Source organism: Streptomyces sp. NPDC085481, assembly GCF_044541845.1.
Taxonomy (GTDB): Bacteria; Actinomycetota; Actinomycetes; order Streptomycetales; family Streptomycetaceae; genus Streptomyces.
Genome location: NZ_JBITTJ010000007.1, coordinates 1 through 26,073 on the forward strand (window position 1 = coordinate 1; position 26,073 = coordinate 26,073).

Genomic DNA, 26,073 nt, shown 5'->3' on the forward strand with positions numbered 1-26,073 from the left:
ACCGCCGCGGCGAACGGCGTGATCTTCGCCTCCGCCAGCGCACGGACCGTCTCCCGGAGCATCTCGTGCTCCTCCGACGGGCGATACAGGTCGAAGTCCTTGGCCATGGTCTGGGGCTCCCCTAGCAATGCTTGTGGCACTTTTGGCACTGAGTACCCTCAGCAAAACACACTCAGTGCCACGATGCTAGTGGCTTGGGCGCATGCCACGGCCCGGGTCGCCGAGAGATCCCTCACGGCGCCCGGACCGGGCGGGGAACGGCAGGACCCCCGCGTCCTGTGACGGGTGTCAGGCCCCGGGGCGCGGGCGGGTCGTCACCACGACCGCGCCGGCGAGCAGCACCACGTTCTTCACCACGAACTCGCCGACCATCGTCAGGAGCAGCGGGTTGGAGTGGTCGAACGCCACCTGCGGGGTGAGCAGCAGCACCGCGAACGTGCCGAGCAGGTGGCCGCCGAGCACGGGCAGCAGCACGCCCTGCGCCCGCCCGCTGACCAGCCAGGCCCCCAGGGCTATCTCGGCCCAGCCGAGCGCGGGGACGAACCAGCCGCCGGTGTCGAAGGGCATCACGTCGACGACGAGCTGCGCGGCCGGGCTGAGCCCGATCGCCTTGAGGATGCCGAACCAGACGAAGACGCCGCCGAGCCCGCCCCTGAGCAGCCCGAGCCCGTAGCGGTGCAGGCGCGGTGCGAGCCGGTCGAAGCGGCTGCCGGGCGGCGGTGCCGAGGGTGTCGCACGGGGCGGTCTCAGCTGCGAGGAAACGGACATGGGCGGCCACTCCAAACGGATCGGTGCGGGATCGGTGCGGTCGGTCTCGGCGGATGAGGGGGCTCCCGGAGGAGCGACCCGGGCGCGGCGGACCCGGGCCGGGCGGCGCGGGTGCGGCGGACCCGGGCCGGGCGGCAGCGGGTGCGCCGGACCGGGGTCGGCTTTCGGTCGCGCCTCGCCGGCGTGCGGCTGCTGCCTTCGCGCCGGGAGCGATACGGGGGACAGAGGGGGCAGCGATGGGGACCGAAGGGCGCGTCGTGGCGCCCCAGGGGCCGGGACCGCGTGCCGTCCCGAGGTGGCACGGCGTACCCGCTCACGGCCGGACGGCCGGGGGTCCGTCCGGCCGTGGGGGAGCGCCGATGGCCACTCACGCTAACCACTCGCCGGAGCCACGGCGACGCCCATCGCTTCCTTGCATGCCTCCGATGGAAGAAGCCGATCGGCCGTTGCCCCGCGCGATCAATTCTCGCCAGCCTGAGGTCTGTTCGATGTTTTCGATGCTCTCGAATTTTCGTTTGATCCGCTCCCGCCCCGCACCACACGCGAAGGAATCCAGGGATGTCTCAGCGACCCGTCACCCCCGCCCCGACCACACCCGCGGCCCGCGCGCCGCTCACCCGGCGGCGGGTGCTCACCGCCTCCGCCGCAGCTGCCGGCGCCTTCGCGCTCGCTTCGGGCGGTACGACGGCCTGGGCCGCCCCCGTCGAACGGTTCGAGGCGGAGACCCGCACCGGCCGCCGGGCCCCCGGAGCCGCCGCCGAGCCCAGCGTCGTGGTGCGCTGGAACCAGGCCACGATGGACGCGATCCTCGGCCGCTACCAGGCCGCGGGCAACCGCTTCGGCCCCGCCACCGTCAACGCCCGCATCCTCGCGATCGTCCACAACGCCATCTACGACGCCTGGGCCTGCTACGACCGGGTCGCCTCCGGCACCCGCTTCGGCGGCGCGCTGCGCCGCCCCCGCGCCGAGCGCACCCTCGACAACAAGAACGAGGCCGTCAGCTACGCCGCGCACCGCGCCCTGCTCGACTTCTTCCCCGAGTACAAGGTCGCCATCGACTCGATGCTGCGCAGCCTCGGCTACGACCCGGAGCTGACCGACCCGCGCCGCAACAGCCCCGCGTGGATAGGTCTGCGCACCGCGCAGGCCGTCCTCGACTACCGCCACGGCGACGGCGCCAACCAGCTCGCCACGCCGCCGTACGCCGACACCACCGGCTACCAGCCGAAGAACCCGCCGCAGACCGCCGGCGCCTTCGACCCGTCGACCGTCGTCGCGCCCGAGCACTGGACCCCGCTGATCGTCGGCGGCAAGCTCCAGAAGTACCTCACCCCGCAGTTCGCGGTGATGAAGCCGTTCGCGCTCAGCAGCCCCGACCAGTTCACGGTGGCCGCCCCGCCCGCGTACCCCTCCGTCCGCCTGACCGCCGCCGTCGAGGAGCTCCTCGAGATCAGCGCCGGCCTGACGGACGAGCAGAAGTGCATCGCCGAGTTCTGGCTCAACGACGACGTGACCCCGCCCGGCGCCCAGCAGATGTGGGGCCGCTTCGTCTCCGCCCGTGACGGCTACACCGTCGACGAGGACGCCAAGCTGTTCTTCGGCCTCAACATGGCCGAGTGCGACGCGGCGATCGGCTCCTGGGCGGTCAAGCTCGACTACGACTTCGCCCGCCCGTCCACCCTCATCCCGTACGACCGCCGCGGGCAGCAGGTCCGCTCCTGGGGCGGCCCCGGCCGCGGCACCGTCACCATGGACGGCGTCGACTGGCAGGCCTACGTGGCGGTGCCGCCGTTCCCGGCCACCGTCTCCGGCCACAGCACCTTCTCCGGCGCCGCCTCCGAGTTCCTGCGCCGCTTCACCGGCACCGACCAGTTCGGCGACTCCTTCCGCTTCAAGGCCGGCACCTCCACGGTCGAGCCCGGCATCACCCCGCACACCGACGTCGTCCTCACCTGGCCCACCTTCAGCGAGGCGGCCAGCCAGGCCGGCATCTCGCGGGTGTACGGCGGCATGCACTGGTCCTTCGACAACGAGCCCGGCATCGAAATGGGCCACAAGATCGGCAAGGTCGTGTACCGCCAGGCCCAGTGTTACTTCACCGGCGCGCACCGCTGAGCGGCTCCGCCGCAGAGGAGAGATCCGTGAGCAACCAGACCCAGACCACCCCGGCGGCGGCGCCCAAGGGCGGCAGCGGCGCCCCGCCGTTCCCGGGCGCCAAACCCGCCGTCCTCGGCACCCTCGTCACCGTCGTCTCGCTCGTGATCCTCGTGGCGCTCGGCGAGGCCACCGGTCACCTGCTGATGATCGCCCCGCTCGCCGCCACCGCGATGATCATCTGCAGCACGCCCGCCCTGCCGCCCGCCCAGCCCCGCGGGGTGATCCTCGGGCAGGTCGGCTCCGGTGTCCTCGGCCTGGTGGCCGTGGCCCTCTTCGGCCACTCCCTGTGGGTCGCCTCCATCGCCGCCGGCCTCTCCGTCGGGCTGATGCTGGTGCTGCGCGCCGTCCACGCGCCGGCCGCCGCCACCGCCGTCCTCGCCGTCCTCCAGGACCCGCAGCCGCTGCGCTTCCTGATCCTGCTCACCATCGGCAGCGTGCTGCTCGTCCTCGTGGGCCTGGTGGCCTCCAAGGCCGGCGTGATCGCCAAATACCCGACGTACTGGTGGTGAACCCGATGTCCCGCGACACCCTTCTGGTCAGCACGGAACAGCTCCAGCGGCACCTGAGCGACCCCGGGGCGACCGACGGCGAGCTCGTCCTCGTCGAGATCACCGACGGCGGCAACGACGGGGGCGGCCGCGAAGGCCGCATCCCCGGCGCCGTACGCCTCGACTGGACCGGCGACCTTCAGGACCCGGTACGCCGTGACGTCATCGGCCCGGAGGCCTTCGCGGCCCTCCTCGGCCGGCACGGCATCACCGAGGACCACACCGTCGTCTTCTACAGCGGCAACAACAACTGGTGGGCCGCGGCGGGCTACTGGCAGTTCCGCCTCTACGGCCACCGCGAGCTGCGGATCCTCGACGGCGGGCGCGCCCGCTGGGAGGCCGTCGGCGGCGCGCTCACCCGCGAGGCGCCCGAGCGGGCCGCGGCCGACTACCCCGTACCGGTGGTGGACGAGTCCATCCGGGCCCGCCGCGAGGACATGCTCGACCACATCGGCCGCCGCACCCTCCTCGACGTGCGCTCCCTCGAGGAGTACCTCGGGCAGAGCAACACCCCGCCCGGGGTCCCCGAGGACGTCGGCGTCCGCTGCGGTCACGCGCTGTCCGCCGAGCACATCCCCTGGCACACCGCCATCGACGCGGACGGCACCTTCCGCGACGACGCCGAACTCAGGGCGGCCTACGGCGGGTTGAGCACCGACACGCCGACCGTCGTCTACTGCCGGGTCGGCTGGCGCTCCGCCCACAGCTGGTTCGTGCTGCACGAGCTGCTCGGCCTGCCCGACGTCCGCAACTACGACGGTGCATGGCGGGAGTTCGGCTCCCTCATCGGCGCCCCCATCGTCAACGGCCCCCAGCCGTGGGGACCCGACCCGATCCCGTCCGTCGTCGCCCAGCGCGCCGCCACCGCCTCGGAGGTCACCGCCCGTGCCTGACGTCACCGTCTTCCGCGATGTGCTCCGCAACGGCTTCGAGCAGACCGACCTGCCGTGGGTGCCGTGGACCGAACCGGGCCGAGAGGGCGTCGAGTTCGTCGTCCTGTGGGGCCCCGGGCACGCGGGCGAGGAGGACTCCGCCTCCCTGCTGCTCCGCTTCCCGCCGGGCGCCCACGGCGACTTCCACGAGCACCTGGGCCACGAGCTGATGCTGGTCCTCGACGGCACCCTCGACCACAGCGACGGGCGCCGCTTCCACCGCGGCGACCTGGTGGTCGAGGAGCCGGGCACGCGCCACCAGATGTCCAGCGCCACCGGCTGCACCGTGCTCGCCGTGCGGGCCCGGCCGGCCTCGCCGCGCACCCCGCTGTCCGGTGAGATCACCACGGGCGTCGGCGCCGGAGCACCCTCCGACGCGGCCTGACCGCACCGCACCTCGCACTCCCGGGGCCCCACGGGCCCCCGCACCCCCGGGGCCGGGCCGGCGTCCGCCCGGCCCCGGGGCGCCACCACACGCCCGTCTCGTGCACCCCCACCGCACACCCGCACGCGTACGTACCCCCCACTCCGCATCCGCACCGTCACTGGAGACACGCCATGACCCCGTCCGCAAGGCCTCAGCCGCTGCGCAGTACGGAGACCTCCCGTCGGGTACTGCTCACCACCGGGTCGTCCGACGCGCACACCTGGAACCTCGTCCACCTCCAGCTGTTCCTGGAGGAGCACGGCCACTCCGTGCTCAACCTCGGCCCCTGCGTGCCCGAGCAGCTGCTCGTCGACACCGCCCGGATGACCAGCCCCGACCTCGTCGTGCTGTCCTCCGTCAACGGCCACGGCCACCAGGACGGACTGCGGGCCGCCCGCGCCTTACGCGGCAACAGCGACACGCGCGAGATCCCGATGGTGATCGGCGGACTGCTCGGGATCTCCCCGGAGGGAGCCGAGCAGCGTACCGCCGAGCTCCTCGAAGCCGGGTACGACGAGGTGTACTCCGACGGCGCCCACCCGACCGCCCTGCTCGCGAGGCTCGGCGAGCTGAGAGGTTCGTGTACCGGGCGGGCCGCGGCGTGATCCCGTCCGCCCAGCCCCCGCACCCCCTCCCCCCGGGAGATCTCGGGACGTTCGTCCAGGAGGCCGCCCAGGCCGGCGAACTCGTCGTCCAGCCCCGCATGGGCATGGTCGCCCCCGAGGTGATGTCCGCCGGTGTCGCGGCCGTGGCCGCCCTTCCGGAGCGGACGGTCGCCACCCTCACCATCGACAGCTACACCCGCGTCGGCGACCACGCCGCCGCCACCGCCGCCCTGCGCACCGGCCGGCCCCTCAACGGCTTTCCCATCGTCAGCCACGGGCCCAAGACCGCCGCCCGGGTCGCCGCGGCCGCCGGCCGCCGCACCCCCGTCCAGGTCCGGCACGGCTCCGCCGACCCGATGGCCATCTTCCGCACGATGACCGCCGCCGGGCTCACCGCCAGCGAGGGCGGCCCCGTCTCGTACTGCCTGCCCTACGGCCGCACCCCGCTCGCCGAATCCGTCGCCGCCTGGCGGGACTCCGTGCAGTTCCTCGCCGAGGAGAGCCGCTCCCACGGCCGGCGCGCGCACCTGGAGTCCTTCGGCGGCTGTCTGCTCGGCCAGCTCTGCCCGCCCTCGCTGCTCGTCGCCGTCTCGGTCCTCGAGTGCCTGTTCTTCGCCCAGAACGGCGCCACCAGCGTCTCCCTGTCCTACGCCCAGCAGACCCACGCCGCCCAGGACGCGGGCGCGCTCGCCGCGCTGCGGCTGCTCGCCGACGAGCTGCTGCCGCCCGCCGTGGACCGGCACATCGTGCTCTACACGTACATGGGCGTCTATCCGCGAACCGTGCCCGGCGCCCGGCTGCTGCTGCGCCGCAGCGCCGAACTCGCCGTACGCGGCGGGGCGCAGCGGCTCATCGTCAAGACCGAGACGGAGGCGCACCGCATCCCGACCGTCGAGGAGAACCTGACGGCGCTGCGGGTCGCCGCCGACGCCGCCCGGTCGGCCCGGGCACGGCTCAGGGCCGCCGGGCCGCCGGCCGGCGGGGACACGGAGGAGATCCTGGCGGAGGCCCGCGCCCTGGTCGGCACGGTCCTGGCGCTCGCCGACGACATCGGCGTCGCCCTCCTGAAGGCGTTCGACCGGGGCCTGCTCGACGTGCCGTTCTGCCTCCACCCGGACAACCGGGGCGAGGCCCGTTCAGCGGTCGCCCCGGACGGTCGGCTCCAGTGGACCGATCTGGGCGCGCTGCCGCTGCTCACCACCAGCCGGAGGACCACCCCGATGACCTCGCGACAGCTCGCCGGCATGCTCGGCAGGGTCGCCCGCGAGCACGACCTGGCGGCCGAGACCGACCCGCCGCCCGAGCCGCTGCCGCAGCCCGTGCAGCGGTGTCTGGCCGACCCCGAGCGCGAACCGCTGCGGGTGGCCTTCGCGGGCATGGGCCCGCGTGGCCTCTCCGTACTGGAACGGCTGGCCGCCCGGTGCGCCGAGCGGCCGCCGGGGCGGAAGGTGGAGGTGTACGCGATCGATCCGTACGAGGCGGGGGCCGGTCGGATCTGGCGTACGGACCAGTCGCCCTGGTTCCTGATGAACACCCCGGCCCAGGAGGTCACCATGTTCTCCGGGCCGGCGGACGCGGGCCCGCACCGGCCCGGCGCGGGCCCCACCCTCGGTGAGTGGTGGGTCGAGCACGACCCCGCGCACGCCGAGCCGCAGGGTTACGCGCCGCGCCAGGTCTACGGCCGATACCTCGCGTACGTGATGGAGCGCATCGAGGCCACCCTGCCGCCCTGCCTGACCGTGCACCGCGTGGAGGCCCGGGTGATCTGCGCCGACCGCCCCGACCGGCAGGGGCCGCACCGGCTCCGGCTCGACCGCGGCGACGTGCTCACCGTCGACCGGCTGGTGCTCGCCACCGGCCACCCCGTCAACGAGCTCGACGAACAGCAGCGGGAGTGGCAGCGGTTCGCCCGGACCCACGCGACCCCGACCCGGCCGGTCAAGTACGTCGCCGGCGGCTCCGCCAACGAGATGCCGCTCGGGGAGATCCCGGCGGGCGCGAGCGTCGGCGTCATCGGCATGGGGCTCACCTTCTACGACGTCCTCGCCGAGCTCACCCTCGGCCGCGGCGGCACGTTCACCGAGGGCGGCCACGGACTGCTCTACCTGCCGAGCGGCAAGGAGCCGCGGATCCTGTGCGGCTCGCGCGCCGGGGTGCCGCTGCTCACCCGCGGCCTCAACCAGAAGGGGCCCGAACACCGCTACCGGCCCGTGCTGTTCACCCCCGAGCGGATGGAGCGGCTGCGCGCCGAGCACGCGCCGCTCGACTTCGAGAGCCTGGTGCTGCCGTGGCTGCTCGCCGAGGTCAACCTGGTACTGCTCGCCACCCGCGTCCGGCAGGTCCACGGGCCCGACGCGGCCCGGGAGTTCACCGAGCGGGCCGAGGAGGCGCTGGCGCTCGTTCCCGAGCTGCCGGTGCTCGAACGGCTCGCCGCCGGATACCGGATCGACCCGCGGCCGCTGACCGGGCTCGACGCGCTGGCCCGGCCGTTCGGCGGGCGCCGCTTCGGCTCGCCCGCCGAGTTCCACAAGGTGCTCACCGAGTGGCTGCGTGCCGATCTCGGCGACGCCCGCCTCGGCAACGCCGAGGGGCCGATGAAGGCGGCGGCGGACGTCCTCAGGGACGTGCGGCAGACCATCCGCAACGTGGTCGACTTCGGCGGGCTCACCCCCGAGTCGCACCGCTGGTTCCTCGCCGAGTTCGGACCCGTCGCGGCGATGGTGTCGACCGGGCCGCCGCAGGTGCGCTCGGAGCAGTTCCTCGCGCTGCTCGCCGCCGGGGTGCTCGAACCGGTGGGCCCCGGCGCCCGGTTCGGCACCGATCCCGTCGAGGGCCGGTTCTCGGTCGAGTCGGCGCAGGTGGAGAACTCGTGGGCGGCCCTCGACGTCCTCGTCGACGCCCGGGTGCCGAGCACCGACCTGGCCGCGGACCGCGACCCGCTGATCCGCTGTCTGCTCTCCGACGGGCACGTACGGACCTTCGTCAACGCGGCCGACGCGGCCGACGGGGAGGGGGAGTTCAGGACCGGCGGCATGGACTGCACGGACGCGCCGTTCCACCCGATCGGCGCGGACGGCGAGCCGGACACCGCCACCCATGTGATCGGCATCCCGAGCGAGCACACCCGCTGGTTCACCCAGGTGGGCAGCGGCCGGCCCGGCCCCTGGGGCTCGTTCACCCGGGACGCCGACGCGATCGCCGGGGCGCTCGCCGGGGCGGCGGAATGAGCATCACCGTGAACCGGCGGGCCGCCTACGCGGAGCACCGCAGGACCGCAGCGCACGAGGAGTACCGGGCCGCCCGCGACCTGCTGCTCCGGCTGCGCGGCGACCGGGAGGCGGCCACGGCCGCCTTCCGGTGGCCGCGCGCCCCGCACTTCAACTGGGCGCTCGAATGGTTCGACGTCGTCGCCGAGGGCAATGAGCGTACCGCCCTCGAGATCCTCGGCCGGCCGGGTCCGGACGGCACCGTGCCGGTCGTCGACCGGGTCACCTTCGCCGAACTCTCCGCCCGCTCGGACGAGTTGGCGGTGTCGTTGGCCGAGGCGGGGGTGGTGCGCGGCGACCGGGTGCTCATCCTGCTCGGCACCCGAGCGGAGCTGTGGGAGACCCTGCTCGGCTGCATCAAGCTCGGTGCGGTCGTCGTCCCCGGCTACCAGGACCTCACCCGCGACGAGGCCGCCGACCGGATCGCCAGGGGCGCCATCCGGCATGTCGTCTGCGCACCCGAACTCGTCCACATGATGGGCGCGTCGGAACTGCCCGGGGTGCGGATGGCGCCGGGCGTCGGGACGGCGCCGGGCACGGTCCTGCCCGGCTGGACCCCGTATCCCGCCACCCGCGACGCCGCCCGGCGCCGCCCGTTCCTCCCGGCCGGGCCGACGGCCTCGGCCGACGCCTCCTTCTGCTACTTCACCTCCGGCACGACCTCGCTGCCCAAGCTCGTGGAGCACAGCCACTCCGGATACGGCGTCGGCCATCTCTCCAGCCTGTACTGGAGTGGCCTGCGCCCCGGCGACCGGCATCTCAACCTCTCCGCGCCCGGCTGGGCCAAGCACTCCTGGTCGAGCTTCTTCGTCCCCTGGACGGCCGGCGCCACCGTCGTCGCACCCCCCGACGGCGGCCTGCCGCCGTCCGTGCTGCCCGGGGTGCTCGCCACCCAGCGGATCAGCAGCCTCTGCGCGCCGCCCAGCGCCTGGCGGGCGGTGCTCCCGTACGTGACCGAAGGCCGTGGCGCGCCCCGGCTGCGGGAGGCGACGGCGGCCGGCGAGCCGCTGACCGCCGAGGTGACCGACCGCATCGAGGCGGCCTGGGGGGTACGGGTCAGGGACGGCTACGGCCAGACCGAGGCCACCGCCCTGATCGGACGCGCCCCCGACACACCGCCCGCGCTCTCGCCGCTGGGCCATCCGCTGCCGGGCTACCGGATCGTGCTGCGCGATCCGGAGACGGGGCGGCTCGGTGACGCGGGCGAGGTGTGCGTGGACCTGACGGAGCGCCCGCCGGGTCTGATGCGCGGGTATGTCGACCTGCCGGCCCGGCCCGAGCGCACTGCGGCCGCGTTCGCGGACGGCCTGTACCGGACGGGCGACCGGGGGGAGCGGTGCGCCGACGGCTCCATCCGGCTGCTCGGGCGGATGGACGAGGTCTTCAAGTCGTACGGGCACCGGATCTCCCCGATGGAGATCGAGGCGGTGCTCCGCTCCCACCCGGCGGTCGCCGACGCGGCCGTGATCCCCTGCCGCGACGAGGAGGGCGGCCTCGCCCCGTACGCGGTGGTCGAGGCCCGTAACGCCTACCCACCGGAGCTCCTGGAGCGGGAGTTGATCGCCCTCGCGGCGAAGCGGCTCGCGCCGGTCTTCGTGCCGAGGGGCGTCGACCTGGTGCCGAGCCTGCCGCGGACGCGCTCGGGCAAGGTGCGCCGGGGTGAGCTGCGGCCCGGGGGCGGGGCCCCTTAGGCCCCTTCGTACGGAACGGACAGGCTCGGCCGGCGGATCGCCGGCCGGGCCTGTCGGGCTTGCGTCGGGGCCTGCGACGCAGCGGTCAGCGGTTCCCCGCCGCGGGGGCCGGTTCGCGGTCGGCGGTCCGGAGCAGGACCGTGGCGACCGCGCGGGCGCGCAGCGCCGCCTCCGTGGTGCCCTCGCGCAGGGCGGTGACGATGGCGCCGTCGCCGAGCAGGGCGAGCTGGCGGGCGAGGGTCTCGTGGTCGCGGTAGCCGCCGTCGGACAGCAGGCTGTCCAGGCGGGCGATGACCTTCTCCTTGTGCTCGGCGGCCACATGGTGCGCCGGGCTCTCCGGGTCGGCCGTCTCCACCATGGTGTTGATGAAGGCGCAGCCGCGGAAGTCCGCCGCGGCGAAGCGCTCGGCGAGTCCGTCGAAGAGCGCGAGCGGCAGCTCCTGCGGGTCGCGTTCGCTCGCCTCGATCCGGCCTTCGAGCCAGGCCCGCCACATGCCGTCGCGGCGCCGCAGCACCTCGACGACGACGTCGTCCTTGCTGGGGAAGTGACGGTAGAAGGAGGCGCGGCCCACTCCGGAGACGGACAGGATGCGCTCGATGCCGACGGCCCGGATGCCCTCTTCGTAGAAAAGACGCTCCGCGGCGCTGAGGAGCCGTTCTTTCGCGTTCGTGGCCATACGAAACGGTACCACTCGGTTCCGTCGATTCCGTTGATTCGTGTACTTCCTTGCGGGCCTTCCCCGGCGCCTTCCCCGGTGCTTTCCCTGGTGCCTTCCTTACCGGACTGACCGGCTCCCGTTGCATGAGACGGAACCGATCGGTACCGTCAGGATGGTACCGATCAGTTCCGTCTTTGGTTCGGCCCAAGGAGAGCTCCATGCCCCGCCTGCCCCAACTGACCGTCGAGACCGCCAACGAGGAGCAGCGCGAGCTGCTCGAAAGCACCCTCAAGCAGCTCGGCAAGCTGCCCAACCTCTACGCCGCCCTCGCCAACGGCCCGGCCGCCCTGCGCGGTTACCTCGCCATGCGCGACGCCCTGGTCGGCGGCAGCTTCAGTGCCCGGCAGCGCGAGCAGCTGGCGCTCTACATCGCCCAGCGCAACGACTGCACCTACTGCGTCTCCGCGCACACCATGCGCGGCGGCAAGGTCGGCCTGAGCGAGCAGGAACTGCTCGCCACCCGGCGTGGCGGCGACGCCGGCGACGCGCACATGGACCAGGTGCTGCGCATCACCGGCGCGATCATGGACAACGGCGGCAACGTCAGAGACGAGGCCCTCGCGGCCGCCCGCGCGGCCGGCGTCACGGACGCCGAACTGGCCGAAATCGTCGGTCATGTGGCGCTCAACGTACTGTCCAACTTCTTCAATCACGTTGCGCAACCGGACTTGGACTTTCCGTTGGTCCCGGCTCAGCTCTCCGAGTAGAGTCCTCCGCGGCCGTCCAGGGGTGCCGGGTGCGACGGAGCGTCCCGGCACCCCTTGGTGTGACCGACCGACTGGGGCGATCGAACGGGTGGCGTGACCGGCCAGCCGAGTGCCAGCTGCCGCCGGGGGGCGGCAAGGGGGTTAGACACGTGGACATCGACGCAAGAACCCTTCGAACTTTCCGCGAGGTGACCCTGACCGGGTCCTTCACCCAGGCGGCCCGCCGCCTCGGGTACTCGCAGTCCAGCGTCACGGCGCAGATGCGCGCCCTGGAGAGGCAGGTGGGCGAGCCCGTCTTCGAACGGCTGCCGAGCGGCGTGCGGCTCACCCGCGCCGGAACCGTCCTCACCGACTACGCGCGTCAAATCCTCACCCTCGTGGGCGAGATGGAGGTCGCACTGCGCCGCCCGGCCGCGAACCCGCCCCGCATGACCGTGGGCATCGTCCCCGCCCTGGCGTACGGGCAGCAGCTCGCCCGGGTGACCCACATCGGCCGCCGGCTGCTCTCCGGCGTCCAGCTCGCCCTGCGGGTCATGGGCACCGGCGAGATGCACGACGCCTTCCGGGCCGGCTCCATCGACGGCGCGCTCGTCCTCACCGTCGTCGACGCGGACGACCCGGCCGCCTTCCTGGCCGACCAGTTACGCACCGACCGCCCGGACGAACTCACCGAAGTACGGCTCCAGGAGGTCGAGTTCGTCCCCGTCACCGGAGTTCCCCGGGCCCGCGGCCGGGCCGCCGCAGGCCGCCAGGTGGTCATCGCGGACCCCGACTGTCCCTCGCAGCGATGGCTCCCCGAATTCCTCCGGCTCCGCTCGGACGGACCGCCCGAGATCCACGAGCTCGGCTCCATGGCGGGGGTCCGCGCCGCCGCCCAGTCGGGCCTCGGCTGCGCCATGCTCCCCATGGCCCTCGCCGCCTCCCCGCGCGAGTCCACCGGACTGCGCCCGCTCCCCGGTGTCCCCCGGATGCGCTGGAACGCCTCCCTCATCTCGGCCCGCGCCGACGACCGGCCCGCGCTCGACTGGGAGAACCTCACCGAGACCCTGCGCCAGGCCACCGCCCTCGCCTGCGCGATCCCCCCGGATGCCCCGGGCGACTGCGAGGACTCCGCCGTGGTCCCCGCCGCCCTCGACCCCAACCCGGGCGTCGCCGGCTGAGCCCCGCGACGGCGGCGCCCCACCCCTGAACCGGTGCCACGGCCCATCACCCTCTCCCCGGACCCACACCCCCGACCGGGCCCAAGAGGCGGGTGGTGCGCCGTGGCACCTCTCCACCCCACCCGGGTCACCGCAGCTCACGTACCATCGGACGCCGTGACGGATCGAGACAGCGGCGGGTCGGCACCCGCACCGCGCAGCAGACGGGGCCAGGGCGAGCTGGAGGCCCGGGTCCTCGCCGTGCTCCGCACCGCGCCGGCCCCCGTGCCCGTGGCCTGGGTGCAGGAGCGCGTCGGCGGCGGCCTCGCCTACACCACCGTCATCACCATCCTGACCCGCCTGCACGCCAAGGGCGCCGTCACCCGCGAACGTGCCGGCCGCTCCTTCGTCTGGACCGCCGTCGCGGACGAGGCCGGTCTCGCCGCCCTGCGCATGCGCAAGGTGCTCGACGCGGAGGCCGACCGCGAGGCGGTCCTCGCCAGCTTCGTCACCGCGCTCTCCCCGAACGACGAGCGACTGCTGCGTGAACTCCTCGGCGAGGAGGGCGAAGCGGGCCGGGGCCGACCCGAGGAGGGCGGAGACTAGCCGCCATGGGGGTCTTCGTCTTCCTGCCGCTGCTGCTGCCGCTCACCGCCTGGCCCGTCGCGCGCCTCGCCGAGCACCGGCTGCACCCGCGCACCGCGACCCGGCTCCTGACCCGCGTCGCCGCCGTCCTCGCGCTGTGCAGCACCCTGTGCCTCGCGCTCCTCATGGTCGTCGGCACCGCCCAGTTGCCCGGCAACCCCCTCCCCGATGCCTGGTCCGACCCCGAGGTCCGCGCCGCCCTCCCGTACGACGAGATCGCCGGCCGCGCGGCCATCCCGGCCCTGCTCGCCGTCGTCCTGGCCTGCCTGCACGCGCTCGCACGGCACGCCCGGGTGCGGCGCCGGGCCACCCGCGCGCTCGCGGGCCTGCCACCGCGGCCGGTGGCGGTGCTGCCCGATGACGCCCCGTACGCCTACGCCCTGCCCGGCCGGCGCCCCCCGGACCGGGTGGTGGTCAGCTCCGGCATGCTCGCCGCGCTGAACTCCGCCGAACGCCGGGCGCTCTTCGCCCACGAACGCGCCCATCTGACCGGCCGGCACCACCGGCACCTGCTCGTCGTACGCCTCGCCGCCCGGGCCAACCCGTTCCTGCGGCCGCTGCGCACCGCCGTCGCCTACACCGCGGAGCGCTGGGCCGACGAGGAGGCGGCCGGCGAGATCGGCAGCCGCCGTACGGTCGCCCGGGCCATCGGCAGATCCGCGCTGATCTCCGTACCCGCGCCGCAGGCCGGTGTCCTGGCGCACCTCGCGGGCGGGGGAGCGGCCGCGGCCGGCCCGGTGCCGCGCAGGGTCGCCGCCCTGCTCGGCCCCGAGCCCGCCGGGCGGCCCTGGCCCTCGCTGTTCACCGCGGTGGGGCTCGCCGTCTGGGCGGCGGCCTTCGGCACGGCCGTGTCGGCGCTGTCCTCGGCCAACTCGGCCGTGACGCTCTTCCTGGTGCTGCGGGCCGCGAACCCGATGTGAGGGGTGCGGCCGGCCGGTCCGGCCGCCCTACAGGTCGAACTCGTGCGGCGGCAGGTCCAGCGTGAAGCAGGCCTCGCGGACCACGGCCTGCTCGGTCTTGTCGAAGTCGCCGTCGGCGCCGCCGATCACGATGCCGATCTGTACGACCGCGCGGGCCTCGGCGGGCTTCTTCTTCGCCTTCGCGACCTCCTGGAGCACGCTCACCTTGCCGAAGTCGAAGTCGGCGGCCAGCTTGTCGAGGTTGGCGTCGAAGCGGCGCTGCAGGTCGGTCGCGTCGAAGTTCTGCAACACCTCGTTGGTGGCGATGAGCTCGGCGACCCGGCGGCGCTCGGAGGGGTCGATCGTGCCGTCGGCCGCGGCGACGAGCGCGCACATCGCCATGCTCGCGTCCCGGAAGGCGCCGCTCTTGAGGTCGTTCTTCTTCGCGAGCAGCTGGGTCTGCATCGTCGATGCGGACTCCTTGAGGCGGTCCCACAGGGCCATCTGAACACTCCAGTCGTCAGTTTCGCTTCTTGTTTCTACGACTCTGTAGAACGTACCAGGGTGGCGGGTGGTTCCTGGTGACTGCCTACGATGAGGGCGTGCCGGAACCTCAAACGCATGCGCGGACCCCCGGGGCGCCCGAACTCGCGGCCGCCGCCGCGGTCTTCGCGCTGCTCTCCGACCCCACCCGCCTCCAGCTCGTCTGGCTGCTCACCAAGGGGGAGGCCGACGTGAGCGCCCTGACCGAGGCGTGCGGAGCCTCCCGCCCGGCCGTCAGCCAGCACCTGGCCAAGCTCCGGATCGGCGGGCTCGTCCAGTCCCGCAAGGACGGGCGCCGGGTCGTGTACGCGATGCCGGACGGCCACCTCAAGCGGCTGGTGGTCGAGGCGATCAGCCGGGCCGACCACGAGGTGAGCGGGGAGCCCTGGCACGACTGAGCCGCTTCAGTGGCGATGGCCGCCGCGATCGCTTCAACATGTGCGCAATCACGCACGCGTCGGCTACGGTGGACGGGTGCTGTCCGTGCTGCGCCACCGCACCTACCGGCGTCTCTTCGCCGCCCAGGTCGTCGCCCTCCTCGGCACCGGCCTCGCGACCGTCGCCCTCGGCCTGCTCGCCTACGAGCTCGCGGGCTCCGACGCCGCCGCCGTCCTGGGCGCGGCCCTGGCGCTCAAGATGGTCGCCTATGTCGTCGTCGCCCCCGCCGCCGGCGCCCTGGCCGGCCGGATCCCCCGGCGCGCCCTGCTGGTCTCGGCGGACCTCGTCCGCACGGCCGCCGCGCTCGCGCTGCCCTTCGTCACCGAGCTGTGGCAGGTCTACGCCCTGATCGTGCTGCTCCAGGCCGCCTCTGCCACCTTCACCCCCGTCTTCCAGGCGACCGTCCCCGACGTGCTGCCCGAGGAACGCGCGTACACCGAGGCCCTGTCCCTCTCCCGCCTCGCCTACGACCTGGAGAGCCTGGCCTCCCCGGCGCTGGCCGCCGCGCTCCTCGCCGTGATCCCGTACGGCTGGCTGTTCGCGGGTACGGGGGTGGGGTTCCTGGCTTCGGCGGTGCTGGTGGTGTCTGTGGTGCTGCCGGGGGTGCCCAGAGCGGCGGGCTCGGGGGCCCGAGCGGCGAGCAGGGGCCGCTTCGGCTGCGGGGTGCGGCTGTTTCTCGCCACCCCTCGGCTGCGCGCGCTGCTGGCCCTCGACCTCGCGGTGGCCGCGGCCGGCGCGATGGTGCTGGTCGGCACGGTCACGCTGGTGCGGGACACCCTCGGTCGCCCCGCCGCCGATGTGCCGATCGCCCTCGGTGCGTACGGAGCGGGCTCGATGGTCCTGGCGCTGGTGCTGCCCCGCCTGCTCGACCGGGTCGACGAACGGAGGCTCATGCTGGGCGCCGCCTGCGTGCTGCCCGGCGCCCTCGGCACGCTCGCCCTCGGGCTCGCGGTCCGGCCGGCCGGCCTGTCCTGGCCCGGGCTGCTCGCCGTCTGGGTGCTCGTCGGCGCGGCGACCTCCGCCGTGCTCACCCCGAGCGGGCGGCTGCTGCGCCGCTCGGCCGGGGCCGCCGACCTGCCGGCCGCCTTCGCGGCGCAGTTCTCGCTCTCGCACGCCTGCTGGCTGCTCGCCTACCCGCTGGCCGGCCGGCTCACCGCCCGCAGCGGGCCCGCGCTCGCGGCCGTACTCCTCGCCGCGCTCGCGCTCGCCGCCACCCTGGTCGCGGCCCGGACCTGGCCGCGTACGGACGCAAGCGAGAACGGCGGCGGGGACATGCCCCACCGCCGTTCTCAGGCCCTGCTGACGGATCCGGCGGATCCGGTGCGGATCAGACCGCCGGTGCCGGGAAGGTCGGGTACTCGACGCCCGAGACGTGCTGGACGACCCGGATGACCTGGCAGGAGTAGCCGAACTCGTTGTCGTACCAGAGGTACAGGATCGCGTTGTCGCCGTCGACCTTGGTCGCGCCGGCGTCGACGATCGACGCGTGACGCGAGCCGACGAAGTCCATGGAGACGGCGTCGGGAGCGGTCGTGAAGTCGATCTGGCGCTTGAGCGGCGAGTGCAGCGAGACCTCGCGGAGGTAGTCGAGGACCTCCTCGCGGGTGGCCTCGCGGCCCAGGCGCAGGCTCAGGATCGCGATCGAGACGTCCGGGACGGGGACGCGGATCGAGCTGCCGGTGATCGGCGCCTTCAGGTCGGGCAGCGCCTTGGCCACGGCGGAGGCGGCACCCGTCTCCGTGATGACCATGTTCAGCGGCGCGGACCGGCCGCGGCGGTCCGCCTTGTGGTAGTTGTCCAGCAGGTTCTGGTCGTTCGTGAACGAGTGGACGGTCTCCACGTGGCCGCGTAGCACGCCGAACTCGTCGTCCATGGCCTTCAGCGGCGGAACGATCGCGTTGGTGGTGCAGGAGGCGCAGGACAGGATCTGCTCGTCCGGCTTGATCGTGTCGTGGTTGACGCCGTGCACGATGTTCGGGACGTCGCCCTTGCCCGGAGCGGTCAGGACGACCTTGTCGATGCCCGGACGCAGGTGCTTCGACAGACCCTCGCGGTCGCGCCACTTGCCCGTGTTGTCGATGAGGATGGCGTCCTTGATGCCGTACGCCGTGTAGTCGACCTCGGACGGGTCGTTGGCGTAGATCACCTTGATCGTGTTGCCGTTGGCGACGATCGTGCTGGTCGCCTCGTCCACGGTGATCGTGCCCTGGAACTGGCCGTGGATCGAGTCGCGGCGCAGCAGCGAGGCGCGCTTGACCAGATCCTGGTCGCCGCCGCCGCGCACGACGATGGCGCGCAGCCGCAGGCCGTTGCCCGAGCCGGCCTTCTCGATCAGCAGGCGGGCGACGAGCCGGCCGATGCGGCCGAAGCCGTACAGCACGACGTCGCGGCCGTCACGGGCCTCGATCTTGTTCGCCCCGGTGGCACCGGCGACGGCCTCGGCGGTGAACTCCGCCACCGACAGACCACGGTCGTCGGTCTTGTAGGTCGCGGCCAGCATGCCGATGTCGATCTGGGAGGGACCGAGATCGAGGTCGGTGAGCGCCTGCAGGAACGGCAGGGTCTCGGTGACCGAGAGCTCCTCGCCGTCGATCTGGCGGGCGAATCGGTGGGTCTTGAGAATGCTGACCACCGACTTGTTCACCAGGGAGCGGCTGTGAACAAGGACCGTGACGTCCTGCTCGCGGTGCAGCTTCCCGATGATCGGAATCATGGACTCCGCGATTTCCTCGCGGTTCTTCCAGTTTGTGAACGAGTCCTCGTTGACAGTCACAGTGCATCTTTCGAGCTAGACGGTGCTCATATGCTAACCCGACCGCCCAGGGGCCCCTCAAGGGGGCCCCGGGAGGTACGCGTCACGTCCCGCCGCCGGTGACGGCCGGACGCGCAACACCCGTCCTACGGGTGAACGGACGGCGTCGCCCCGCCGCTAGCATCGGCGGCGGCCGATAAGGCCCTCAGGCGCCGCCGTGACGGCGGACGGACGGAGGAGACAGTGACGCGACCGCGCGTGGGCGTGGCAGTACTGACGATGGGCACCCGGCCCGCGGAACTGCGGGCCCTGCTCGACTCGGTGGCCCGGCAGGACGAGCCGGCCGCCCGCATCGTCGTCGTCGGCAACGGCACCGGCTCCCTCCCCGTACTCCCCGACGGCGTCACCGGCATCGAGCTTCCCGAGAACCGGGGCGTCTCCGGGGGCCGCAACGTCGCCATCCAGGCCCTGCGCGACGCCGGCGACGTCGACGTCCTCGTCGACCTCGACGACGACGGCCTCCTCGTCGACACCGACGTCTTCCGCCGCATCGCCGACCTCTACCAGGCCGACCCCGCGCTCGGCGTCGTCTCCTTCCGCATCGCCGACGAGACCGGCGAGACCCAGCGCCGCCACGTGCCGCGCCTGGGCGCCAAGGACCCGCTGCGCGGCGGCGAGGTCACCACCTTCCTCGGCGGTGGCCACGGCCTGTCGATGCGCATGCTCGACGAGATCGGCGGATGGCCCGAGGACTTCTTCTTCACCCACGAGGAGACCGACCTCGCCTGGCGCGCCCTCGACGCCGGCTGGACCGTGCGGTACGCCCCCGAGCTGCTGCTCCAGCACCCCAGGACCAGCCCGGCACGGCACGCCGTCTACTACCGGATGACCGCGCGCAACCGCGTCTGGCTGGCCAAGCGGAACCTCCCCGCGGTCCTCGTCCCCGTCTACCTGGGGGTGTGGATCCTGCTCACCCTGGCCCGTACGCGCTCCCTTTCCGGCCTCGCCGCGTGGTTCCAGGGCTTCGCCGAGGGAGCGCGCCGCTCCGGCGGGCCGAGGCGGCCCATGCGCTGGGCCACCGCCTGGCGCATGGCCCGCCTCGGGCGGCCGCCGGTCATCTAGCGGCCGGTCGCCTGGCCGCCGGTCGTCTGTCCGCCGGCCCCTGGCCGGCCGGTCACGACGTCGGCAGCTCCTCCCGGACCGTGCGGGCCGCGGCCACCAGGTGCTCGAGGGCCGCACGGGTCTCCGGCCAGGCGCGGGTCTTCAGGCCGCAGTCCGGGTTGACCCACAGCCGCTCCGCGGGGATCGCCGCGAGGCCCGTACGGAGCAGGTCGGCGGCCTCCTCGGTGCTCGGCACCCTGGGGGAGTGGATGTCGTAGACACCGGGACCGGCCTCGCGCGGATAGCCGTGGGCGGCGAGCTCGCGGGCCACCTGCATGTGGGAGCGGGCCGCCTCCAGGCTGATGACGTCCGCGTCGAGGTCGTCGATGGCGCCGATGACGTCGCCGAACTCGGCGTAGCACATGTGCGTGTGGATCTGGGTGTCCGGCCGCACCCCGCTCGTGGCCAGCCGGAACGCCTCCGTCGCCCACGCCAGGTACGCGGGCCGGCCCGCCGCCCGCAGTGGCAGGGTCTCCCGCAGCGCCGGCTCGTCGACCTGGATCACCGAGGTCCCCGCCGCCTCCAGGTCGGTGACCTCGTCCCGCAGCGCGAGCGCGACCTGCCGGGCCGTCTCCGCGAGCGGCTGGTCGTCGCGGACGAACGACCAGGCGAGCATCGTGACCGGACCGGTGAGCATGCCCTTGACCGGGCGCGAGGTCAGCGACTGCGCGTACGAGGTCCAGCGCACCGTCATCGGCCCCGGCCGTGACACGTCGCCCGCGAGGATCGGCGGCCTGACGTACCGCGTGCCGTACGACTGCACCCAGCCGTGCCGCGTCGCGAGGTACCCGTGCAGCTGCTCGGCGAAGTACTGCACCATGTCGTTGCGTTCGGGCTCACCGTGCACCAGGACGTCGATGCCGGCCTTCTCCTGGAAGGCGACCACCTCGCGGATCTCCGCCTCGATGCGCTCCTCGTACGCGTCGCCGCCGATCCGGCCCGCCCGCAGGTCGGCCCGCGCCGTGCGCAGCGCGCCCGTCTGCGGGAACGAACCGATGGTCGTGGTCGGCAGCAACGGCAGCCGCAGGTGCGCCCGTTGGGCCGCGGCCCGCTCGGCGTACGGCTGCGAGCGGCGGGCGTCCGTGGCGGTCACCGCCGCCGTACGGGCCCGCACCGCCGGATCGCGGGTCAGCGCGGACGCGGCGCGGGAGGACAACGCGGCCCGGTTCGCGGCGAGCCGCGCGGTGATCGCGCCGGGCCCCTCGGCGAGCCCGCGCGCCAGCGTCGCGATCTCCTCCGTCTTCTGCCGCGCGAACGCCAGCCAGCGCCCCACCTGCGGATCGACGTCCCGCTCGGCCGCCGCGTCGAGCGGCACGTGCAGCAGCGAGCAGGAGGCGGCGACGTCGACGCGGTCGGCGAGCCCGAGCAGGGTCGCGAGCGTGGCCAGCGACTTCTCCAGGTCGTTGATCCACACGTTGCGGCCGTCCACGACCCCGGCGACGAGCCGCTTGCCGGGCAGGCCGCCGGCCGCCGCGAGATCCTCCAGGTTCGCCGATGCAGGACCGGTGAAGTCCAGGGCGAGGCCGTCGACCGGCGCCTTCGCCAGGACGGGCAGCGCGTCGCCGAGCCGGTCGAAGTAGGAGGCGACGAGCAGCCGCGGCCGGTCGGCGAGGGCGCCCAGATCGCGGTACGCGCGGGCGGCGGCGTTCAGTTCGGCGGGCGTGCGGTCCTGCACGAGCGCCGGCTCGTCCAGCTGCACCCACTCCGCGCCCGCCGCCCGCAGATCGGCGAGCACCTCGGCGTACACCGGCAGCAGCCGGTCGAGGAGGGTGAGCGGTACGAAATCGGCCGGGGCGTCCGCGGCCGGCTTGGCGAGCAGCAGATAGGTCACGGGCCCGACCAGGACCGGCCGGGCGGTGAGCCCGAGCCCCAGCGCCTCGGTCAACTCGCCGACCTGCTTGGCCGAGTCGGCGCTGAACACGGTGCCGGGACCGAGCTCGGGCACCAGGTAGTGGTAGTTGGTGTCGAACCACTTGGTCATCTCGAGCGGCGCCACGTCCTGCGTGCCGCGCGCCATGGCGAAGTAGCCGTCGAGCGCGTCGGCGGCCACCGCGGCACGGTGCCGGGCGGGCACGGCGCCGACCATGACGCTGGTGTCCAGGACGTGGTCGTAGAACGAGAAGTCCCCGGTCGGCACTTCCCTGATGCCGCCCTCGGCGAGCCGCCGCCAGGTGGCGCGGCGCAGCCCTGCCGCCGTCTCCTGCAACCGGTCGGCCGTCACCCGGCCGTTCCAGTAGCCCTCGACGGCCTTCTTGAGCTCCCGGTTCGGGCCCTGACGCGGATACCCGTACACGGTGGTGGTCACGGAACTCTCCTTCGCGAGTCGTGTGAAGGATCCCGGTGGACCACGGGGACGCGAAGGAGCGCGGGACACACGGTGGGTGTGCCCGACGTCGCCGACCCGCCCTCGAGGTCACCGGAATCTCCGCGCGCGGTCGTCGCGCACGGGCAGTGGCAGGTCTTCGGACTCGCGAGCACGCCCGGCCCGGCCGACGCAGACGTCGACCGGCGGACACCTACTGGCCGTCGCTTCCCGGACCCGTCTCGGGTCCAGTGCTGTGTGACGGCGGTCGTTCCCGCTCACCGCTGCGGGGCAGTCCCGGATTTTCACCGGGTTCCCTCTTACGACGCATCCCGCCTGGAGGACGGGGCGAACCAGCTGCACCGCACACCCTACGCGCCGGGTGGGAGTGGCGCGTGGGGTTTCGGGGGTGAGGGTTGCGGGGCGGACTCGGGTCGGGTGGTGGGGCGGGCGTCACAGGCCGATGTCGCGGGCGCGCAGGTCGGCCAGGGACTCCCTGCGGACGAGGAGCCGGCTCGTGCCCGCCGAGACGGCGACGACCGGCGGGCGGCCGACCAGGTTGTAAGAGGAGGCCATCGACAGGTGGTACGCGCCGGCCACCGGCAGGGCGAGCAGGTCGCCCGGGTGGATGTCCGCGGGGAGGCTGACGTCCTCGGCGAGGACGTCACCGGCCTCGCAGTGGCGTCCCACGACCGTCGCCCGCAGCGGCCCGGCGGCCGAGGGGCGGCCGATCAGCCGCGGCACGTACCTCACCCCGTACAGCGCCGGGCGCGGGTTGTCGCTCATCCCGCCGTCCACGGCGACGAAGACCCGCTCGGGGGTGGTCTTCACCGCGAGGACCCGGTAGACGGCGACTCCGGCCGGACCGGTCACGGCCCGCCCCGGCTCCACGATCAGCCGCGGTACGGGCAGTCCGGCGCCCGCGCAGCTCTCGATCAGCTCGGCGCGGACCCGGCGGGCGAGCGCGGTCAGGTCGAGCGCGGGGTCGCCCGGCCGGTACGCGATGCCGTGGCCGCCGCCGAGGTCGAGCTCGGGCAGCACGACCCCGTGGGCGTCCCGGGTGCGGGCCATCAGGCCGACCAGCCGGCGCACCGCGACCAGATAGGGCTTGACGTCGGTGATCTGCGAGCCCAGGTGGCAGTGCAGACCGGTGAGTTGCAGCTGCGGCTGGTCGAGGATCCGGGCGATGGCGTGCTGGGCGTGGCCGTCCCGCAGGGAGAGACCGAACTTCTGGTCGTCCGAACCCGTGCGGATCTTGGCGTGGCCGCCCGCGCTGATGCCGGGGGTGACCCGCAGCATCACCTTCTGCCGGCCCTTCGGGCCCACGGCGGCGGCGATCCGGGCGATCTCCGCGGGGCTGTCGATGACGATCCGGCCCACCCCGAGGCGCAGCGCTGTCCGCAGGTCCTCCGGGGACTTGGCGTTGCCGTGCAGCAGGATCCGCTCGGCCGGGAAGCCGGTGGTGACGGCCAGCTCCAGCTCGCCCGCGGAGCAGACGTCCAGACCCAGGCCCTCCTCCTCGACCCAGTGGACCAGCGCGCGGCACAGGAACGCCTTGGCCGCGTAGTGGACCTCGGCCTCGGGGAAGGCGTCGCGGTAGGTGCGGCAGCGGTCGCGGACCTCGGCCTCGTCGAGGACGTAGACGGGGGTGCCGTGGCTCTGGGCGACCTCGTCCAGCGGCACCCCGCCGACGAAGACCCGGCCGTTCGGCCCCTCGGCGGTGGACGCGGGCCAGACGGACAGGTCGCCCGCGGGGGCGGCGACCGGGCGCAGCGGCGTGACGGTCATCCCGGCGGCCCCCGTCACCGCGCGAGCGTCGCGGTCAAGGGCCGGCCGGCCGGCCCTGCGGCCCGGACCGGGTGGCGGCCGGAGACCGGTGCCGCGAGCGGCGGCGCGGCGAGCGCCGGCGCCGTCAGGGCCGGGTCGACGGTCAGCGTCTCGATGCCCAGCGGGGCCACGAGGGCGCGCAGCGCCGGCTCGGCGAGGGGTGTCCAGGGCTGGTCGGCGCCCAGGACCGACCGGAGGCGTGCCGGTGTGGTGAAGGCGACCGCCGTGCGGGCGCCGACGGGGGTGCGGAAGAGGCGGGCCGCGCAGCCGTGGGCGACCGGCCGGACGGGGACGCACAGTCGTCCGGCCGGCACCTGTTCAGAGGGCTCGGGATCGTCTCCGTACCGGGCGTGGTTCATGGTTCCTCCCCAGGAACGTGCGCCCCGGCACCGTTCGCGCCAGGGCCGTCCCCGAAGCTATGCCCGCCGCCCGCCGGTCCGGAGCTCCTCTGACGCCCTCCTGACGGGGACTTGACGCGATTCGCTCGCTCGGGGAACGAGCCGCACGACCTGCGGGTCGTGGTCGCCGTGCCGCGTCTCCACGGGTGTTGCGCAGGGCGGCGGACCGGCCTGTTCCCGTCGCCTCCCCGGGTGATTTCGCGATCACCCGGAACCGGGCGGGCCGACCTGGCACGCTTGCCGTCGTGACGTACGTCGTGACCGTGGAAACGTGCATACCGGACGGCGCTCCCCAGCTGGACGAGCTGCGCAGGGTGGGAGTCGTCGCGCTGTTGGAACGGGGGTTCGACTCCGTGGCCGGGGTCGAGGGCCCCGACGGGGTGGAGGTGGATGTGCTCGATGTCGTCGTGGGGGCCCACTCCCGCGGCGCGGTGCTCAAGGTGTTCGTCGAGGCGCCTTCCCTGGAGGTGGCGGAGGACGCGGTCGGCTCCGTGGCGCAGGAGGTGCTCGAGCGCACCGAGGTGCTGGCCGAGTGGGTGGTGGAGAGCAGCGAGGTCAAGCTGCACACCGACCTCGCGCACGAGAGCCTGGCCGCCGCCGACGGGCCGGACGCGCCGCCCAGTGACCCGCAGGCACGGCGGGCCCAGCTCGCCCGGCAGCCGGCCGACGAGCCGTTCGAGCTCGCGGAGGAGGCGCAGGATCCCGAGGGCGAGATCCGGGCCATGGCCGTACGGCTGCGCTCCTTCGGGCCTGAGGCGTTCGGGGTCGACGAGCCCGCGGACGAGCGGGGGGTGCGGCCCGCCAGCGCCGAACTGGCCGCAGGTGCCCTGGTGTACGCCACCGAGGTCCTCATCGACGAGCTGTACGACGACGTCCTGGTCCTCGCCGAGGAGGACTCCACCGTCGCCGGGTGCGAGGGCCAGCTCTGGCACCTGGACCAGCTCCCGGCGCGGTACGCGGCGACGTACGACGAACTCTTCGCCCGCCGCTTCCTGGTGACCGCCGTCGCCCTCACCACCCGCTTCACCGACGGCGGTTTCCGGCGGCTCGGCTGCCTCGCCGACGAGCTCGTGCTGAAGTTCCTCCTGGAGCAGGCGCACGTCACCCTCGACCTGTACGGCCTCCTCGACGACGAGGTCGCGACCGCCCTGGAGTGCTTCGCGGCGGGGGTCTTCGAGGGCGTGGAGTTCGAGCGACTCTACGACGAGACGGGCGAGACCGCCCGGCCGGCCGACGCTGCCGAGCCGGCCGGGACGCCGGAGGACGGAGACGAGGCGGGTGCGCCCTGGTTCACCCCCTTCGGCGAGGACCGCTACGTCCACCCCTACGCGTCCGACCAGCGCGTGGGCGAGGAGGCCGAGGGGGCGTGATCCGTCCGACCGAGCGGCCGTCCGTGGGCCTGTCCGTCCGGCGGATCGGGGCCGGACGGGCCGCCGAGGTCGACCCGGGCGGGCCCGGCTCAGTAGGCTCGGCGCGCCGCCCAGGAAGAGGAGAAGCAGTGTTCGTCAAGGTGTGCGGGCTCGCCACGACCGCCGACATCGACGTGGCCGCCGAGGCCGGGGCGGACGCCGTCGGCCTGGTGATCAGCCGGACCAGCGTCCGCGGCCTCGACTGGGACCGGGCGGTGCTGCTCGCCGCCCACGTGCCCGCCCGCGTGCGGTCGGTGCTCGTCGTCAACGACACCGCCGCCGCCGACGCCGCCCGCGCCGCCCGCGAGCTCGGCGTCGACGCGCTGCAGCTCCACGGGGCCTCGTACACCCGGGCCGACTTCGACGAGGCCGCCCGCGTCTTCCCCCGCCTGTGGCGGGCCACGTCCCTGAGCGAGAAGCCCGACACCCGCGTCGGCGCCTTCGGCGAGGACATGCTGCTGCTCGACTCGCCGCGCGCCGGGTCCGGCTCCCGGTGGGACCTGTCCCTGCTCGACACCGCCCGCCCCGAGGGCACCTGGCTGCTGGCCGGCGGCCTCGGCCCCGAGAACGTCGCCGAGGCGATCGGGCAGGCCCGCCCGTGGGGCGTCGACGTCTCCAGCGGCGTCGAGTCCGCCCCGGGGGTGAAGGACCACGACCGGATCCGCGCCTTCGTCGCCGCAGCGAAGGACGCCGCGGCGGTTGACATCCCCTAGGTGCATCGCCCTGTGAGGTGGGGGACGC

General features: G+C 73.9%; 23 protein-coding genes and 1 riboswitch. Of the genes, 16 read left to right on the forward strand and 7 right to left on the reverse strand.

The genetic code is table 11. The features are described 5' to 3' along the window. Window positions 1–288: 288 nt before the first annotated feature. Window positions 289–768, reverse strand: coding sequence for a hypothetical protein (locus ACIGEZ_RS16530; RefSeq protein WP_399831485.1), 480 nt, complete (start codon window positions 766–768; stop codon window positions 289–291). A 558-nt stretch (window positions 769–1,326) separates the two neighbouring features. On the opposite strand from ACIGEZ_RS16530, the gene ACIGEZ_RS16535 reads away from it, so the two are divergent. The 7 genes from ACIGEZ_RS16535 to ACIGEZ_RS16565 all read left to right on the forward strand — a co-directional run bounded on the left by ACIGEZ_RS16535 (window position 1,327) and on the right by ACIGEZ_RS16565 (window position 10,394). Further along, window positions 1,327–2,883 (forward strand): vanadium-dependent haloperoxidase, encoded by a 1,557-nt coding sequence (locus ACIGEZ_RS16535; RefSeq protein WP_399831487.1) that lies wholly within the window; start codon window positions 1,327–1,329, stop codon window positions 2,881–2,883. 26 nt (window positions 2,884–2,909) lie between these two features. Next, complete coding sequence (locus ACIGEZ_RS16540) at window positions 2,910–3,434, forward strand: HPP family protein (RefSeq protein WP_399831489.1); 525 nt, start codon at window positions 2,910–2,912, stop codon at window positions 3,432–3,434. Window positions 3,435–3,439: 5 nt separating this feature from the next. Further along, window positions 3,440–4,366 carry a sulfurtransferase gene (locus tag ACIGEZ_RS16545; protein ID WP_399831491.1) on the forward strand — a complete coding sequence of 309 codons (927 nt, stop codon included), beginning with the start codon at window positions 3,440–3,442 and terminating at the stop codon, window positions 4,364–4,366. Continuing rightward, complete coding sequence (locus ACIGEZ_RS16550) at window positions 4,359–4,790, forward strand: cupin domain-containing protein (RefSeq protein ID WP_399831493.1); 432 nt, start codon at window positions 4,359–4,361, stop codon at window positions 4,788–4,790. Before ACIGEZ_RS16545 ends, ACIGEZ_RS16550 begins: the two co-directional genes overlap by 8 nt. 173 nt (window positions 4,791–4,963) lie before the next feature. Further along, window positions 4,964–5,437, forward strand: a complete 474-nt coding sequence (locus tag ACIGEZ_RS16555) for a cobalamin B12-binding domain-containing protein (RefSeq protein ID WP_399831495.1) — start codon at window positions 4,964–4,966, stop codon at window positions 5,435–5,437. Beyond that, window positions 5,434–8,664 carry an FAD/NAD(P)-binding protein gene (locus ACIGEZ_RS16560; protein WP_399831497.1) on the forward strand — a complete coding sequence of 1,077 codons (3,231 nt, stop codon included), beginning with the start codon at window positions 5,434–5,436 and terminating at the stop codon, window positions 8,662–8,664. Before ACIGEZ_RS16555 ends, ACIGEZ_RS16560 begins: the two co-directional genes overlap by 4 nt. Further along, on the forward strand, window positions 8,661–10,394 hold the full coding sequence (locus tag ACIGEZ_RS16565; RefSeq protein ID WP_399831499.1) for an acyl-CoA synthetase: 1,734 nt from the start codon (window positions 8,661–8,663) through the stop codon (window positions 10,392–10,394). Before ACIGEZ_RS16560 ends, ACIGEZ_RS16565 begins: the two co-directional genes overlap by 4 nt. Window positions 10,395–10,479: 85 nt before the next feature. On the opposite strand, the gene ACIGEZ_RS16570 is transcribed toward ACIGEZ_RS16565, so the two are convergent. Then, a complete protein-coding gene (locus ACIGEZ_RS16570; RefSeq protein WP_399831501.1) occupies window positions 10,480–11,070 on the reverse strand; it encodes a TetR/AcrR family transcriptional regulator in 591 nt (196 codons plus the stop codon). A 200-nt stretch (window positions 11,071–11,270) separates the two neighbouring features. Here ACIGEZ_RS16570 and ACIGEZ_RS16575 point away from each other — a divergent pair, with 200 nt between their 5' ends. From ACIGEZ_RS16575 to ACIGEZ_RS16590, 4 genes are all read left to right on the forward strand, one after another. After that, window positions 11,271–11,819 (forward strand): carboxymuconolactone decarboxylase family protein, encoded by a 549-nt coding sequence (locus tag ACIGEZ_RS16575; protein WP_399831503.1) that lies wholly within the window; start codon window positions 11,271–11,273, stop codon window positions 11,817–11,819. Between the two features lie 149 nt (window positions 11,820–11,968). Further along, a complete protein-coding gene (locus tag ACIGEZ_RS16580) occupies window positions 11,969–12,979 on the forward strand; it encodes a LysR family transcriptional regulator (protein ID WP_399831505.1) in 1,011 nt (336 codons plus the stop codon). Between the two features lie 156 nt (window positions 12,980–13,135). Beyond that, window positions 13,136–13,564, forward strand: a complete 429-nt coding sequence (locus ACIGEZ_RS16585; RefSeq protein WP_399831507.1) for a BlaI/MecI/CopY family transcriptional regulator — start codon at window positions 13,136–13,138, stop codon at window positions 13,562–13,564. Between the two features lie 5 nt (window positions 13,565–13,569). Further along, the gene (locus ACIGEZ_RS16590) at window positions 13,570–14,523 is read left to right on the forward strand and encodes a M56 family metallopeptidase (protein ID WP_399831509.1); all 954 of its coding nucleotides are present in this window, start codon (window positions 13,570–13,572) and stop codon (window positions 14,521–14,523) included. 27 nt (window positions 14,524–14,550) lie between these two features. On the opposite strand, the gene ACIGEZ_RS16595 is transcribed toward ACIGEZ_RS16590, so the two are convergent. Beyond that, complete coding sequence (locus ACIGEZ_RS16595; protein WP_399831511.1) at window positions 14,551–15,006, reverse strand: tellurite resistance TerB family protein; 456 nt, start codon at window positions 15,004–15,006, stop codon at window positions 14,551–14,553. A gap of 98 nt (window positions 15,007–15,104) precedes the next feature. Here ACIGEZ_RS16595 and ACIGEZ_RS16600 point away from each other — a divergent pair, with 98 nt between their 5' ends. Both ACIGEZ_RS16600 and ACIGEZ_RS16605 read left to right on the forward strand, forming a co-directional pair. Then, window positions 15,105–15,443 (forward strand): ArsR/SmtB family transcription factor, encoded by a 339-nt coding sequence (locus ACIGEZ_RS16600; RefSeq protein ID WP_399831513.1) that lies wholly within the window; start codon window positions 15,105–15,107, stop codon window positions 15,441–15,443. A 76-nt stretch (window positions 15,444–15,519) separates the two neighbouring features. Continuing rightward, a complete protein-coding gene (locus tag ACIGEZ_RS16605; protein WP_399831515.1) occupies window positions 15,520–16,875 on the forward strand; it encodes an MFS transporter in 1,356 nt (451 codons plus the stop codon). Here ACIGEZ_RS16605 and ACIGEZ_RS16610 read toward each other — a convergent pair. Further along, the gene (locus tag ACIGEZ_RS16610; RefSeq protein ID WP_399831517.1) at window positions 16,811–18,256 is read right to left on the reverse strand and encodes a glyceraldehyde-3-phosphate dehydrogenase; all 1,446 of its coding nucleotides are present in this window, start codon (window positions 18,254–18,256) and stop codon (window positions 16,811–16,813) included. The two genes, ACIGEZ_RS16605 and ACIGEZ_RS16610, sit on opposite strands and share 65 nt — an antisense overlap. A 222-nt stretch (window positions 18,257–18,478) precedes the next feature. Between ACIGEZ_RS16610 and ACIGEZ_RS16615 the strand changes: the two genes are divergently transcribed. Further along, a complete protein-coding gene (locus ACIGEZ_RS16615; protein WP_399831519.1) occupies window positions 18,479–19,357 on the forward strand; it encodes a glycosyltransferase family 2 protein in 879 nt (292 codons plus the stop codon). Between the two features lie 52 nt (window positions 19,358–19,409). On the opposite strand, the gene metE is transcribed toward ACIGEZ_RS16615, so the two are convergent. The 3 genes from metE to ACIGEZ_RS16630 form a co-directional block, all read right to left on the reverse strand. Then, window positions 19,410–21,701 carry a 5-methyltetrahydropteroyltriglutamate--homocysteine S-methyltransferase gene (gene metE / locus ACIGEZ_RS16620; protein ID WP_399831521.1) on the reverse strand — a complete coding sequence of 764 codons (2,292 nt, stop codon included), beginning with the start codon at window positions 21,699–21,701 and terminating at the stop codon, window positions 19,410–19,412. Window positions 21,702–21,848: 147 nt separating this feature from the next. Then, a riboswitch (cobalamin riboswitch) is annotated at window positions 21,849–22,054 on the reverse strand. Window positions 22,055–22,151: 97 nt separating this feature from the next. Continuing rightward, window positions 22,152–23,486 carry a diaminopimelate decarboxylase gene (lysA, locus tag ACIGEZ_RS16625; RefSeq protein WP_399832127.1) on the reverse strand — a complete coding sequence of 445 codons (1,335 nt, stop codon included), beginning with the start codon at window positions 23,484–23,486 and terminating at the stop codon, window positions 22,152–22,154. A gap of 14 nt (window positions 23,487–23,500) precedes the next feature. Continuing rightward, window positions 23,501–23,884, reverse strand: a complete 384-nt coding sequence (locus tag ACIGEZ_RS16630; protein ID WP_399831523.1) for an SAV_915 family protein — start codon at window positions 23,882–23,884, stop codon at window positions 23,501–23,503. 284 nt (window positions 23,885–24,168) lie between these two features. On the opposite strand from ACIGEZ_RS16630, the gene ACIGEZ_RS16635 reads away from it, so the two are divergent. Then, a complete protein-coding gene (locus ACIGEZ_RS16635) occupies window positions 24,169–25,293 on the forward strand; it encodes a hypothetical protein (protein WP_399831525.1) in 1,125 nt (374 codons plus the stop codon). 128 nt (window positions 25,294–25,421) lie between these two features. Continuing rightward, entirely contained in the window at window positions 25,422–26,045 is a 624-nt protein-coding gene (locus ACIGEZ_RS16640; RefSeq protein WP_399831527.1) for a phosphoribosylanthranilate isomerase, read from the forward strand. Window positions 26,046–26,073: the final 28 nt, after the last annotated feature.

Bases quoted from the DNA above. Each gene is read 5' to 3' on its own strand.
- ACIGEZ_RS16630 (WP_399831523.1), bottom strand. From the start codon at position 23,884: ATGAACCACGCCCGGTACGGAGACGATCCCGAGCCCTCTGAACAGGTG.
- ACIGEZ_RS16530 (WP_399831485.1), bottom strand. From the start codon at position 768: ATGTCCGTTTCCTCGCAGCTGAGACCGCCCCGTGCGACACCCTCGGCA.
- ACIGEZ_RS16595 (WP_399831511.1), bottom strand. From the start codon at position 15,006: ATGGCCCTGTGGGACCGCCTCAAGGAGTCCGCATCGACGATGCAGACC.
- ACIGEZ_RS16555 (WP_399831495.1), top strand. From the start codon at position 4,964: ATGACCCCGTCCGCAAGGCCTCAGCCGCTGCGCAGTACGGAGACCTCC.
- ACIGEZ_RS16590 (WP_399831509.1), top strand. From the start codon at position 13,570: ATGGGGGTCTTCGTCTTCCTGCCGCTGCTGCTGCCGCTCACCGCCTGG.
- ACIGEZ_RS16575 (WP_399831503.1), top strand. From the start codon at position 11,271: ATGCCCCGCCTGCCCCAACTGACCGTCGAGACCGCCAACGAGGAGCAG.
- ACIGEZ_RS16545 (WP_399831491.1), top strand. From the start codon at position 3,440: ATGTCCCGCGACACCCTTCTGGTCAGCACGGAACAGCTCCAGCGGCAC.
- ACIGEZ_RS16565 (WP_399831499.1), top strand. From the start codon at position 8,661: ATGAGCATCACCGTGAACCGGCGGGCCGCCTACGCGGAGCACCGCAGG.
- ACIGEZ_RS16570 (WP_399831501.1), bottom strand. From the start codon at position 11,070: ATGGCCACGAACGCGAAAGAACGGCTCCTCAGCGCCGCGGAGCGTCTT.
- ACIGEZ_RS16535 (WP_399831487.1), top strand. From the start codon at position 1,327: ATGTCTCAGCGACCCGTCACCCCCGCCCCGACCACACCCGCGGCCCGC.
- lysA (WP_399832127.1), bottom strand. From the start codon at position 23,486: ATGACCGTCACGCCGCTGCGCCCGGTCGCCGCCCCCGCGGGCGACCTG.